A 13,710-nucleotide genomic window follows, 5' to 3' on the forward strand; every position below is an offset into this window, starting at 1 on the left:
TCGTCGTTATGAGCTAACCAAAAGATTACGCATTAACCCGCAGCGATATCGTTAGAGTCATGTAGCGTTTTTAAGGCCTCAATCAGGCGCTCATGTTGTACTGGCGTACCAATGGTAATGCGTAAGTACTCATTGATACGCGGTTTGTCAAAATGACGGACAATGATACCTTGTTCACGTAGGGCAGAAGCCACCGTGCTAGCATTGCCATCTTTAGGACGGGCAAAGACAAAATTGGCATGCGATGGCAGCACGTCATAACCAAGTGCCGTTAAATCTGCAGTCAGTGATTCGCGCAAGTCCATAACCTGCTGACGCATTTGCTCAAAATACTCGACATCTATCACACTAGCAGTCGCCCCAGCTTGCGCCAGCTTATCGAGTGGAAAACTGTTAAAGCTGTTTTTCATACGTGTTAATGCTTCAATCAATGAGACATTGCCAAAAGCCATACCGACGCGCAGACCGGCGAGCGAGCGTGATTTTGAAAAAGTTTGCGTCACTAGAATATTATCAAACTCATTAATCAAGCTAATGGCTGAAACCGTCGTATCTTGATTATTTTCAGTGCTTTGAGCAAAATCAATATACGCCTCATCAATCACAACCACTGCATTTGAGTGTTCACCCGCCAGCTTACGAATGTCATCAAGCGATAACAGTAAACCGGTTGGCGCATTAGGATTGGCGATGATGATACCGCTACAAGGCTGACGATACGCATCAGGATCGACACTAAAGTCTTCTTCTAAAGGAATTTGTATCAGATCGACACCAAACGTCTGTGCATAAACCGGATAAAAACTATAGCTGATATCAGGTGCTAAGACAGGACGCTCTTTTAGGAAAAAACTGGCAAAGACGAGCGCCAACACTTCGTCTGAACCGTTACCGACAAAGACTTGGTTTGCCTCAAGACTATAAAGCTGCGCTAAGGCCGCCCGCAAATCATCAGATTCGGGTGCAGGATACAAGCGCAAATCTTCCGCTTGCTTCTCTAACACCTTAGCGATTGCCTGGCCTACTTTCGGTGACGGCGGAAAGGGGTTTTCATTGGTGTTCAGTTTGCATAAATTGTCGTGCTGTGGCTGTTCACCCGGCACATAAGGTGACAAGTTGCGTGCTTTAGATGACCAAAGTCTGGTATCTATCTTTGACTCACTCATAAATTATCCTACTAATTAGCCATACAGACTATTAAAAATATCTATCAAAAGTAAAAATGAAGACGCTCAAAATATCTTACTGATAACGATAACGGGCTGAGCGCGCATGGGCTTCTAGGTCCTCACGTTGCGCTAGAATATCAGCCGTCTCAGCCAATGGCTTGCTGCCGGATTCACTGCAATAAATAATTGATGATTTCTTCTGAAAGTCATAGACACCTAAAGGTGAAGAAAAGCGCGCAGTACCAGATGTTGGTAGCACATGGTTCGGTCCTGCACAGTAATCGCCAATCGCCTCAGGCGTGTGACGACCCATAAAGATAGCACCCGCATGACGAATATCATCTAGCAATGCATCAGGGTTATCAACGGATAACTCCAAATGCTCAGGGGCAATACGATTAATCAGTGCCATACCCTCGCTACGATCTTTCACTAAGATAAGTGCACCACGATTTTGCAGCGAGTCACGCGCGATATCTGCTTTTGGCAGCTCAGCGAGTGCTCTTTCTATCTCTAACTCGACTTCTTTTAACTGCTCTTCACTGGTCGTCACAAAGATAGCTTGAGCGATACGGTCGTGCTCTGCTTGCGACAACAAATCCATCGCGAGCCAATCAGCTCGATCTTGCGCTTCACCCTCTGCATATACCAACACTTCTGAGGGGCCTGCAATCATATCAATGCCGACTTGTCCAAATACTGCGCGTTTGGCTGCCGCGACATACTTATTCCCCGGCCCTGTGATTTTATCCACCGCTGGAATGGTTTCGGTACCGTAGGCTAAAGCTGCTACCGCCTGTGCGCCGCCAATGGTAAAGACACGGTCAACTTGTGCCAAATGTGCTGCTGCCAATACCAAAGGATTGAGCACCCCTTTCGGCGCTGGTACGACCATGATAACTTCAGTAACCCCAGCTACTTTGGCAGGAATAGCATTCATCAATACTGATGATGGATAAGATGCCAAACCACCCGGCACATAAATGCCAACACGATCAAGTGGCGTGACTTTTTGACCTAAGCGATTGCCTAGCTCATCTTCATATTGCCACGTTTCTTGTACTTGACGCTCATGGAAGGTCTGTACCCGAGTAGCTGCTGTGGTCAATGCCGTTTTTACATTCTCATCCAGATTGGCAAATGCATCGGCAAGTGCTTCTTTAGACAGCTCTAACTCTTGCATCGTTGTCGCTGGATGCTGATCGAATTGCTGAGTTAATGCCAATACGACGCTATCACCATCCGCACGTACTTGTGCGATGATATCGTCGACGGTATGCAATAATTCAGCATCATTGACGGTTTCAAAGGCAAGCAGTTGTGTCAATTGATTGTCAAAATCGGCATCTTGGGTACTTAACTGGCGCATGACCTAATCCTATATCTGAGCATAAAATACTGCTGAAAATAAACGGCGTGAATATAACTAAAGTATGCTTATTATTCACAAATATGGCGACTTACTGGCTGTCTTCTTGTCTAAATTTTACGGTGATTTTATTTTTTCGCAAGCTAAGACAATAAAACCAGTTTAGCACGCTATATCACTCATAGCCTGCTAAACTGGTTTAAAAATTCGCATCATCATGCTTTATATTACCAATGATTGGCACCGGTTTACTAGGCATCGGCAATACTGTTTTTAAAGCTATCTAAAATGGGTTCTAGTAACGCAAATTTGCGCTTATAGCTGACTTGATTGACGATAAGACGTGATGACACATCACAAATATGATCGCGTGCTTCAAGTCCATTCGCGCGTAGGGTATTACCCGTATCAACCACATCGACAATCAAATCGCCCAAGCCCACCAATGGCGCAAGCTCCATTGAACCGTAAAGCTTGATAACATCAACTTGCTGACCTTGGCTCGCAAAATACGCGCGCGCTACATTGACATATTTGGTCGCGATACGCAGACGACGATTGGGCAGTGGTGCGTCTTTTACGCCAGCGGTCATCAATTTGCATTGAGCAATTTTTAAATCAAGCAATTCATACACGTGGTTCGCGCCATGCTCAAGCAGCACATCTTTACCCGCTACACCAAAATCAGCCGCGCCGTGTTCGACGTAGGTCGGTACGTCGCTTGCACGCAAGATTAATACACGTACATTTGGGTTTGAGGTTGGAAAAATAAGTTTGCGCGAGGCTTCAGGATCTTCTAAAAGATCAACACCCGCTGCACGTAGCAGTGGCATGGTCTCTTCTAAAATACGACCCTTTGATAAGGCCAGTGTTAAGCCAAAGAACTCATCATTTACTTCGTTTAATAAACCATCATTTGGTAGGCTATTGCTTGCTTCAGTCATAATGACATCGTGTCCATGTGCAGTGAGTATCCCCACTAAAGAGGATTTTTTAATTTATAACACCAAACGTTCAACTTTATAAAGCCAATCAAGCTTAATCGCTGGTTTAGTTGTTAGTTTAGTCGTTAGTATTGATACGTTCGATATTGACCCCAAGCGCACGCAGTTTTTCTTCAACATGCTCATAGCCACGATCGATATGATAAATACGGTCGATTAAGCTTTCACCTTCCGCCGTTGCTGCCGCCATCACCAGTGACATAGACGCACGTAAATCAGTCGCCATTACCGGTGCAGCCGTAAAGTTTTCGACGCCTTTAACCACAGCCGTATGACCATCTACTTGAATAGATGCACCTAAACGATTAAGCTCAGGTACATGCATATAGCGGTTTTCAAAGATATTTTCGATAAAAGTACTGGTGCCATTCGCCAAGCAAGCAATCGCCATGACTTGCGCTTGCATATCTGTTGGAAAGCCGGGGTGTGGCTGCGTACGGATATCAACCGGCAGTGGACGACCTTTCATTTGTGCACGAATCCAATCATCACCGCTAGTAATCACCGCACCCATATCTTCGAATTTTTCTAACACGGGTGTTAATAGCAGCGCAGATGTGTTTTTGGTCAACACATCACCGCGCGTCATCAACGCGCCAGCAAGGTAGGAGCCAGTTTCGATACGATCTGGCACCACTGAATACTCACAACCATGCAAGCGTTCAACGCCTTCGATGGTCATGATAGAAGTACCGATACCGCTTATTTTAGCGCCCATCGCCACCAACATATTGGCCAAATCGACCACTTCTGGCTCAAGCGCGCAATTACCCAAAACAGTCGTGCCTTTGGCAAGTGCGGCGGCCATGATGACGTTTTCAGTACCGCCAACGGTGATCATGTCAAATGAAAAGTTACAGCCAATCAGCTTGCCGCCTTTTGGCGCTTTTGCTTTTACATAGCCATTCTCGACACTAATCTCAGCACCCATCGCCTCAAAGGCTTTTAGATGTTGGTCTACAGGACGTGAACCAATCGCACAGCCACCGGGCAATGACACTTCTGCCTCACCAAAACGTGCCAGCAATGGCCCAAGGACTAAAATCGAGGCACGCATGGTCTTCACCAAATCATACGGCGCATAGAAATTATCAATACTCTTGGTATCACAAGTGACAGTATCGTCCTGCTTTTGGATTTTGATACCCATGCCACTGATCAATTCAATCAACGTCCGCACATCTTGTAATGAGGGCACATTGTGCAATGTCGTTGGGGTCTCGGCCAATATCATAGCTGCCAATAATGGCAAAGCAGCATTTTTGGCGCCTGAGATAGTGACTTCCCCTGCGATACGACTACTACCAGTGATTAAAAATTGATCCATAGAAGTGACAACCTAGCGATGAGTATTAAAAATAGTGAAAATCAGACTTATCGAACCAATCATTGTAATAATCGTTAAAACAATCAGTTCTGTGCAAGCCCAGCGTATATAAAAAATTTAACCTTTTGACTGAACATCCCATTCAGCAGGTGTCAGCGCTTGAATATTGAGCGCGTGAATATCACCACTGGCAATCTTGTCGTTGACTAGCGCATAGATCGCTTGCTGGCGTTGCACGGCGCGCTTGCCTTCGAAACTAGCATCAACCACGCGTACATCAAACTTATTACCTTGATTGGCAGCTTGAATAAAAGCGTCTGGGAAATGAGTCTGTAAAAATGCAATCAGGTCGTCAGCGTTCATGCTCATAGAATATTCTGCCTTAAGTGTTAAATAGGGTATAGAGGTAAAGTGACGACATTATAACAAGAGTTTAAGCATCTTACAGTACTGTCTTACGCAACTGCGCCTAAGCCATAAAACCAGCAATGAGGATACGGTTATAAACACTCTAGACGCTAGACATTCAAGCAGTACTGAGATTAACAAACACGACTACTTGAGCTCTTTATCCAAGTAAGTCAAAACCTGCGCGCGCACATCGTTTAGCCAGCGTAGTGGTGGCGCCATAGCTCCGATACTGGTCGCATGACTGGCCCCTTCAATTTCACCGTTTTCTACCATAACACCCGCCTCTTTTAGCGCTTTAGTCATCTTGATAGTATTGGTAGCGTACACGATTTTATCATTTTCGGCAGTGAGCAATAGATAAGGCGGCTGCTCGCCTTTGATATGACGGTCGGGCATAACCTCGTCTGGTGTGGCATCAGCAGCAAAAGCCGTTGCGCTGTCAAATTTACGGAAATCATAGCTATAAGGACCTGCAATCCCAATGACTGCCTTAATGTCCTTTGGCTTAATACCATAAGGCGCTAAAAAATCTTCATTAGCAACGGCAGCAACCACATTGAACGCACCAGCAGAATGCCCAACCACTGCCAAGCGTTTTGGATCAGCATGCAAGCTGGTCGCATTGTCGAAACTCCAAGCAATCGCTTGCGCTGCATCTTCGACGTAATCGGGATATACATGCTCAGGTGCTTTACGATAATTAATTACGGCGGTGACATAACCTGCCTGCGCCAAACTTTGACCGACAAAGGCGTACTGTTCCTTATTACCACTCTCCCACGAGCCGCCATGGACGAAAACCACCATCGGATAACTGTCATTAATAACAGCATCTTTAGTAGCACTCTCGGCTTTCATAGCTTGGGCTAAAGGCTTGGGATAATAAATATCCAAATCTTGTAATGGCTCATCACCGTATAGAATATTTTTACTAACACCAACACCACCACTTGACGTAATGCCATTGACCACAGCGAGCGGTGACAAAGCTTGTGCGTTTTGAACGGCAAGTGCGATACCACCTACTGCCAATGCGGCTGCGCCCGTCAATTTTAAAATACCTAGTTTGCTAGCGGTATTACTAACAAGGCTTTCATTGTTTATTTTATGATTAATTGTATTGTGCTGCGCGCGCTTGTTTGCATCTTTCATTGTCAGTATCCCTATTATATTTATATATTGGTCAAACCTAATAGCATTGCGACAGCCGTCTTATAGAATGAACATTAGGGTCTGTCTTGTCTATTCTTCACCTGTTATATCTTACTGGCTGATCGATGCATTATCGTGCTTTTACTGTTGCCGCTGTTTAGGCTTATTGTGATTGTTCGGCAGTAAGCCTATTAGGCCGTGTTGATCTCAATAAAGGCTTACTGATTCTGATAAAGGTCAATATAAGGACTAGATGACGGCTGAGTAACTGACTCGCCTTCCTCTGTTATAACGATAGGCGTCGCAGTACTAGCAGCATCGGTCGCTACGGCATTGTTTAAATTAGGGTCAACGTTAGGCGCTACATTACTGTCAATAACTGGCACTGCCGTAGGACTGGCCAAATTATTTTCAGACATAATATCGTCTTCAGCCAATTTAACCCCTCTATCATCGACGACGGTGGTCAGCAGTACTAACTCTGTAATACCGACTGTGCTGTTGGCGATATCAATCAGATGGCTTTGCTGAGTAGGCGTCATGCGTCCCATGATATAAACTACCCCGTCATTAGTCACCGCTTTGATCTGTGAGGCTTTTACGCCATCACTCGCTGCGACTTTTGCCAGTAGCTTTGACGTAATATAACCATCATGAACGGTTGAGCTATAACCTCTAGAGGCACTAACGTTCGTCTCGTTATAGATACGGCGTACATCAGGCATAGAGCTCACGACTTTTTCGATTTCTGCTTTGAGCGCCTCGGTAGGCACTTCGCCTGTCAGCAACACTTCACTATTAAAGCTATCAATGCCCATACGACTGGTTTGCTGCAGGTCTTCTTTTAGACCATAAACATTGACTTTGACCGTGTGCTCAATGCTGCGATCGAGCAATCGCTGTGGAATCGTACGCTCAGTCATCGGCACGCCATAGGTGCCCTCGGTACTATTGGTCAGATAATTGGTGGTACAACCTGTACTGATGAGACCAGTCATTAGCATAACGCCTATCGCAGTGCGACGTGATAAGCCAAAAATAGCAGTGCGCAAATGCATCCGTGTCATTATTTACCTCTTAGAGCATGATGTGACGATTGTTTGGGTTCAATTGGTTTAGCAGTTTTAACTGAGTAACTATCAAATATCGAATATCAAATATCAAAGTAAGAATTATCGACTGAGTAATCGCTAACGTCATTGTTTCTACGACTAGCCATTTTCGTTCAATTACTTTACTTAATTTTTACGGTGGACGGTTAGGTTTTTGGTAACGATAACATGCCGTCGTATTTTCTTTGCCTGTTTGGTAACACAGTCAAAACGCAACATTACCACGCGCTGGCTATAAAAGCGCTTTTTAGCCACTCTGGCTTATTCTCTGATTTATCATTGATATCACGGTTATTTTTATTTGTATGGTTAGCAACAATGCTGCGAGTATTGACCTTATTCGTATCATAAGCAATGACATCAAAACGGCACTCATAGTGACTATATTCAGGGTGCGCCTGTAAAAAATAACGAGCTGTTTTGATCACTTTACGCTGTTTGCTTGCCGTAACGCTAAGCGCGGCATCACCAAACCCTGAATGCTGGCGCTGGCGTACTTCAATAAATACCAGCGTCGACCATGCTGAACCCGTCTCCAACATTACCAAATCTAATTCACCAACTTTAGGCTGCTGCCAGTTTTGCGCAATCAGCTGCAATCCTTGCGCATGTAAAAACTCGCACGCTCGTTGTTCAAAGCGGCTGCCTTGGCGCTGTTTTGGTGAAGTAAGGGTCAAAGGTTTATGATCTGCCATAACGTCCATGGGTCTGGTCAACATTTCATAATTATCATAGCACAACATGCTAAACTAACCACTTTTGCGTCCTTTTATCGCTATTAATTATTCACTACTTGAATGATTGATATATGATAAATGCCAGCGCCACCTTATTTTTTAATTCCTGTTTTTAATACTTCGAGGTTTTATGTCTACCCCTACTGCGATGCCAGCTTGCCTTTATATCGTTGCCACGCCGATTGGTAATCTCACTGATATGACACCGCATGCGGTCGATATCCTAAAGCAGGTCGCTATCATTGCCTGCGAAGACACCCGCACCTCAGGTAAGCTACTGTCGCATTTTGGCATCGACACTAAAGATAGCAAAGGCAGTAAAACGGACGATACCAAAGCGCCAGCCACTCATAATAGCGCTGATAATGCCGATGCCACCGAGACTGTAGGTAAGCAAAAAGGACATAATAAGCTGTGGGCCTATCATGAGCACAATAGCGCCATTCAAACGCCTAAAATTATTGAGATGATCGGGCAAGGTCATTCGGTCGCCTTAATCAGTGATGCCGGTACGCCGCTGGTCAGTGACCCTGGTTATCAATTGGTGCAAGCTGCCCATGCCGCTGGGGTTACTGTGTCACCTATCGTTGGCGCATCTGCCGCTATTGCTGCATTGTCTGTAGCGGGATTGCCGTCAGACCGTTTTAGCTTTATTGGTTTTTTACCAGCGAAAACTCATGGTCGCCAAAAACAACTGACTGCTCTAAACACGCGTACCGAAACATTGATATTTTATGAAGCGCCGCATCGTATTATCGCCAGCTTAGAAGATATGGCGACGATATTTGGCGACGATCGTGACGTGACTTTTTGCCGTGAATTGACCAAGACTTTTGAGACTGTTCGTAAGAGTACGCTGGGCGACTTGGTTGAGTTTGTCAAAGCAGATGACAATCAGCAGCGCGGCGAAATAGTCGTGGTGGTCGCTGGCGTTGATGCGGCACAAGATACTGACGATATCAGCCTCCATGATAAATTATTACAGCGTTTGTTAGAGGATTTATCGGTCAAAAAAGCGGCTGCATTGGCGTCCGATATTACGGGCGTCAAAAAGAATGCCCTTTATCAGCGTTTGCTTGAACTACAAGCCGAATGACTTTCGAATATAAAAAATAGCCGTTTATAATTTAATTGAGGAGAAATGAACAATGTACGATGTAATGGCGATAGGGAATGCCTTGGTTGACCACGAATATGTGCTATCTGATGCAGCATTAGAAGAGACAGAGTTGACCAAAGGGAATATGACCTTGGCAGGTATCGAAGAGCAGCAGCAACTATTGGCCTACTTTCAACTTGCAGAAATTGCGCCATCAAAACAAGCCGGTGGTGGCTCAGCCGCAAATACTATGTATGCGTTTGCCAGCTTAGGCGGCAAGCCCTTTTATGCGTGCCGTGTGGGCGATGATGATCAAGGCGCCTTTTACCTCAGGGACTTGCACGAAGCAGGCGTCGCCACCTCAGACAAGTCTATACATGCAGGCGGTGTAATTGGATCTTGTGTGGTGGCAGTGACCGAAGATGGTGAACGCACCATGCAGACTTATCTAGGCACCTCAAGCGATATTGTCGCTGATAACGTCGATTTTGATGCGCTAACGCAAGCAGATTGGCTATACCTAGAAGGCTATTTGGCCATGTCCGAGGGCATCCAGCCAGCCATGACTCAGTTACGTCAGCAAGCTGGCATTCATAATGCAAAGATTGCGGTGAGCTTCGCCGATCCAGCCGTGGTTAAATTCGCCAAAGACGGTTTGCTCAATATGCTAGGCAATAAAGTGGCGGTGATATTTTGTAATAGTGAAGAAGCCAAGCTTTTTACGGATAAAAAACAAGTCAAAGCTGCCGCACGTGCGCTACTTGAGCATTGCCAAATTGCGGTAGTGACTGATGGCGCAAAAGGTGCCGTTATCGCTCATAAACCTGATGCCGAGTCAGAGTTAATCGTCCATGATATTGCTACGCCAGTCGTTGCCAATGTCATCGATACCAATGGCGCTGGCGACAACTATGCCGGTGCGTTCTTATACGCGCTATCGCAGCACTACACCTTACCAGAATGTGGTCGTCTTGCCAGCGAAGTGTCCGCACAAGTGATTCAGCAGTTTGGCCCGCGACTCATGCCGCAGGACTATAAAGAGATTGCCAAACGGGTACTGTCCGCTTAATCTCTTTATATATTTCAGACGGAAAAGCACTAATAAAAAAGCCCATATCAAATCGATATGGGCTTTTTCTTTTGCAAATTATTTTATTGTTAAGAAATAAGAAACTTGTACATTAAGCCAAGGCTAATGCCTGTTCTAAATCAGCCTTGATATCGTCAATATGTTCAATACCAATCGACAGACGTACCATGTCGGTACTCACACCTGCATTTTTTAGCTCTTGCTCATTGAGCTGGCGATGGGTGGTCGTCGCTGGATGACACGCCAATGATTTGGCATCCCCGATATTGACCAAGCGCGTAATTAGTTGCAAGGCATCGATAAAGCGCGCGCCTGCTTCAAGTCCACCTTTTACCCCAAAGGTTAAAATCGCAGAAGGCGTACCTTTCATGTATTTTTTGGCAAGCTCATGCTCAGGATGATCCGGCAGACCCGCATATTTTACCCAAGCGACCTTGTCATGGTCACGTAGATATTCAGCAACGGCTTGCGCGTTCTGTACATGACGCTCCATACGTAAGCTCAATGTCTCCATCCCTTGCAAGATACCAAACGCATTTAGCGGACTTAACGCTGCACCAGTATTACGTAATGGTGCCACGCGAGCACGAGCGATAAAGGCCGCAGCGCCGACGTCTTTGACGAAGTTCACACCGTGATAGCTGTCGTCTGGCGTGTTTAATAACGGGAAGCGCTCTGGGTAATCGCCCCAAGGGAACGTACCACTATCGACAATCGCCCCACCAATCGAGGTGCCCGTACCACTCATATATTTGGTCAATGAATGAATGACAATATCCGCGCCAAACTCAAACGGACGGCAAATCGCTGGCGTGGCAACCGTACTATCAATCACCACTGGCACACCATATTCGTGCGCGATGTCACTGAGTGCTTGAATATCAATAATGTTGCCCAGTGGATTACCGATACTTTCAGCAAAGACCATCTTGGTTTTATCATCGATTAAATCGCGAATCGCTTCAGGATTTTTGTGATCAAAGAAGCGGACTTCGATACCTTGACGCGGCAAAGCATGAGCAAATAGATTATAAGTACCACCATATAGCGTTGATACCGCCACGATATTATCACCCGCTTCACAAATGGTTTGAATGGCATAAGTAATGGCTGCCATACCAGATGCAACCGCAAGCGCGCCAATACCACCTTCTAGCGCTGCTACGCGTTCTTCTAATACCGCATTGGTTGGGTTCATGATACGGGTATAGATATTACCTGCGACTTTTAAATCAAACAAATCTGCGCCATGCTGGGTACTATCAAACGCATACGAGCTAGTGTGATAAATAGGCACAGCGACCGCTTTGGTCGTTGGCTCAACACTATAACCGGCATGAATCGCTAAGGTCTCTAGACGCTGCGTAGGTCTTGTGCCGTTATCTAAATTGCTCTCTGGTTGTCCATCACTCATAACAAACTCCTTGGTAGTCACTAAAAAAGCATCAATCAAAATAAATCATTTAAAGGTATCGATTGACCAATAATCTCTAAAAAAGCCATCTTATAAATGATAGCCATAAAAAAAAGCTGAGTTAATCATAACCCAGCTTCTTTATGAAAAGAATAGCCAATATTAGGTTTGTTAATGACAAGCTGTCATAAGCACCCCTATTTCACGCTATTTTTCTGATATCAACACTTACTGCTTACTTGTAATAAGCGTTTTCCGTACGGGTATGATCGGTCTCATCGATGACTTGAGTCAGCTCTGGTATTTGCTGCTTAAGCTGCACTTCAACGCCTTGACGCAAGGTCATGTCGACTGCTGAACAACCTTGGCAACCACCACCGAATTTCAATACGGCAGTGAGACCAACGCCTTCTTCATCAATCAGTTCAAGCAACTGTACGTCACCGCCATGCGCCGCTAAGCCTGGATTAATCTCAGACTGCAATACATAGTTGATACGCTCTTCGACGCTGGCATCAGCACCGACTTTCGGTACTTTAGAGTTTGGCGCGCGGAAGGTCAGCTGACCACCGAAACGGTCTTTATTATAGTCAATTACTGCATCTTCGAGATAAGGGACTGATGACGCTTCGATAAAGGCAGAGAAATCATCGTAGGTAAAACGTAGATCAGCACTGTCTTCTTCGCCCGGTTGGTTATAAGCCATACAGCACTCGGCACGCGGCGTACCAGGATGCTCGACGAAGATACGCACACCGATGCCGTCGGTATCTTGCTTGGACAGTAAATCGGCCAAGTACCCTTGGGCTGACTCGGTAATGGTAATATTACTTTTCGTTTCTGTTTGCTCAGTATCTAGCGCTGATTCATAGTCTGCAGATTGATCTGCTTGGCTGGCTTGATTGTGCTCACTCATAATTTTTCCTATGCGTTATGACACAAACGCGACTGCTGTCATAGCTGCTGTGTCGTGAATTTGGGCAATTTGATTTAAAAATTATCAAGCATAACGGTTGATATTATAGTGCTCTAACGGCAATCTTGATAAAGGTTTGGTGATTTTATAATCACTATTATAGCGCATTCAGATGATAATTCCGACTGCGCTACTGCGAATTAGCCCGTCACCGTTATTAATAGTCACTATTGGTTTTTTTAATGGTGACTATTAATAGTAAATAGGTGACGCTAATATAGGTAACAGCTACAGATAATAATGCGACGCAAAATTATTTAATTACCCATACAGCGTCTGCTATTGTTTATATTAAGGCTGTTAGATGGATTATCAAGCACCTAGAACATCTAACTAGTCACCTACTTTCTTATTCAAGAGCTACAGTACGTCTAACATTATGCGAGACCATACAATCAAAGCGCTTATCATACTTGCTGTTTCCTAGCGCTAGTTTTAATTCTATTTAAAAGGTAGAGTGTATTCTCCTAAATATTTTTTTATAGGTTTCTATTGATTATCATACTGGGCATTATTATTGTATTTATTATAGTTATCGCGCTTTTAGTACCGGAGGACGTTAACTATACCAAAGCTGTAAAAGACATTATGTCTCGCTATATCAAGATTCCTGTAGCGTTGGCATTTTTTCGTAATCCACTACTCCAGCTGATATTCTTTTATATTGACTATAGAGATCGCTTAGATATCGAAGAAAAGAGTATGTTCAAGCGTTATTTTATAACGCAATTTTTTAGCATTATCATACTTATTACTATAATTTTCATTGTTAAACCCCACTCTCAACTTCGAAAGTGATTGAAAAAAGAAGAGCACCTCACTAATCTATTGTTTTCGACCAAGAATACAA

At 44.7% G+C, this 13,710-nt stretch carries 12 protein-coding genes; 2 read left to right on the forward strand and 10 right to left on the reverse strand.

The genetic code is table 11. The features are described from left to right. Positions 1-32: 32 nt before the first annotated feature. The 8 genes from hisC to AAEY79_RS11585 all read right to left on the reverse strand — a co-directional run bounded on the left by hisC (position 33) and on the right by AAEY79_RS11585 (position 8,287). Complete coding sequence (gene hisC, locus AAEY79_RS11550; protein WP_025652487.1) at positions 33-1,166, reverse strand: histidinol-phosphate transaminase; 1,134 nt, start codon at positions 1,164-1,166, stop codon at positions 33-35. Between the two features lie 76 nt (positions 1,167-1,242). After that, positions 1,243-2,538 (reverse strand): histidinol dehydrogenase, encoded by a 1,296-nt coding sequence (gene hisD, locus AAEY79_RS11555; protein ID WP_025652488.1) that lies wholly within the window; start codon positions 2,536-2,538, stop codon positions 1,243-1,245. A gap of 251 nt (positions 2,539-2,789) precedes the next feature. Beyond that, positions 2,790-3,482 (reverse strand): ATP phosphoribosyltransferase, encoded by a 693-nt coding sequence (gene hisG / locus AAEY79_RS11560; RefSeq protein WP_025652489.1) that lies wholly within the window; start codon positions 3,480-3,482, stop codon positions 2,790-2,792. 118 nt (positions 3,483-3,600) lie between these two features. Next, entirely contained in the window at positions 3,601-4,869 is a 1,269-nt protein-coding gene (murA, locus tag AAEY79_RS11565) for a UDP-N-acetylglucosamine 1-carboxyvinyltransferase (protein ID WP_025652490.1), read from the reverse strand. 117 nt (positions 4,870-4,986) lie between these two features. Then, on the reverse strand, positions 4,987-5,238 hold the full coding sequence (locus tag AAEY79_RS11570; RefSeq protein ID WP_010200621.1) for a BolA family protein: 252 nt from the start codon (positions 5,236-5,238) through the stop codon (positions 4,987-4,989). Positions 5,239-5,424: 186 nt separating this feature from the next. Continuing rightward, the gene (locus AAEY79_RS11575; RefSeq protein WP_227692010.1) at positions 5,425-6,432 is read right to left on the reverse strand and encodes an alpha/beta hydrolase; all 1,008 of its coding nucleotides are present in this window, start codon (positions 6,430-6,432) and stop codon (positions 5,425-5,427) included. A 218-nt stretch (positions 6,433-6,650) separates the two neighbouring features. Continuing rightward, entirely contained in the window at positions 6,651-7,499 is an 849-nt protein-coding gene (locus tag AAEY79_RS11580; RefSeq protein ID WP_201565588.1) for a BON domain-containing protein, read from the reverse strand. Positions 7,500-7,762: 263 nt separating this feature from the next. Then, the gene (locus AAEY79_RS11585; protein ID WP_201565590.1) at positions 7,763-8,287 is read right to left on the reverse strand and encodes a YraN family protein; all 525 of its coding nucleotides are present in this window, start codon (positions 8,285-8,287) and stop codon (positions 7,763-7,765) included. A gap of 124 nt (positions 8,288-8,411) precedes the next feature. Between AAEY79_RS11585 and rsmI the strand changes: the two genes are divergently transcribed. Next, positions 8,412-9,377, forward strand: coding sequence for a 16S rRNA (cytidine(1402)-2'-O)-methyltransferase (rsmI, locus tag AAEY79_RS11590; RefSeq protein ID WP_201565592.1), 966 nt, complete (start codon positions 8,412-8,414; stop codon positions 9,375-9,377). Positions 9,378-9,429: 52 nt separating this feature from the next. After that, positions 9,430-10,449: an adenosine kinase gene (locus AAEY79_RS11595; RefSeq protein WP_352288434.1), complete on the forward strand. Its 1,020-nt coding sequence runs from the start codon at positions 9,430-9,432 to the stop codon at positions 10,447-10,449. Between the two features lie 112 nt (positions 10,450-10,561). On the opposite strand, the gene AAEY79_RS11600 is transcribed toward AAEY79_RS11595, so the two are convergent. Together AAEY79_RS11600 and nfuA are read right to left on the reverse strand one after the other, a co-directional pair. After that, positions 10,562-11,884 carry an O-acetylhomoserine aminocarboxypropyltransferase/cysteine synthase family protein gene (locus tag AAEY79_RS11600; protein WP_201565596.1) on the reverse strand — a complete coding sequence of 441 codons (1,323 nt, stop codon included), beginning with the start codon at positions 11,882-11,884 and terminating at the stop codon, positions 10,562-10,564. A 235-nt stretch (positions 11,885-12,119) separates the two neighbouring features. After that, the gene (gene nfuA, locus AAEY79_RS11605) at positions 12,120-12,800 is read right to left on the reverse strand and encodes a Fe-S biogenesis protein NfuA (RefSeq protein ID WP_352288437.1); all 681 of its coding nucleotides are present in this window, start codon (positions 12,798-12,800) and stop codon (positions 12,120-12,122) included. Between the last annotated feature and the right edge of the window lie 910 nt (positions 12,801-13,710).

The sequence above is a fragment of the Psychrobacter sp. GW64-MNA-CIBAN-0177 genome, from assembly GCF_040309585.1.
GTDB classification, from domain to species: domain Bacteria; phylum Pseudomonadota; class Gammaproteobacteria; order Pseudomonadales; family Moraxellaceae; genus Psychrobacter; species Psychrobacter okhotskensis.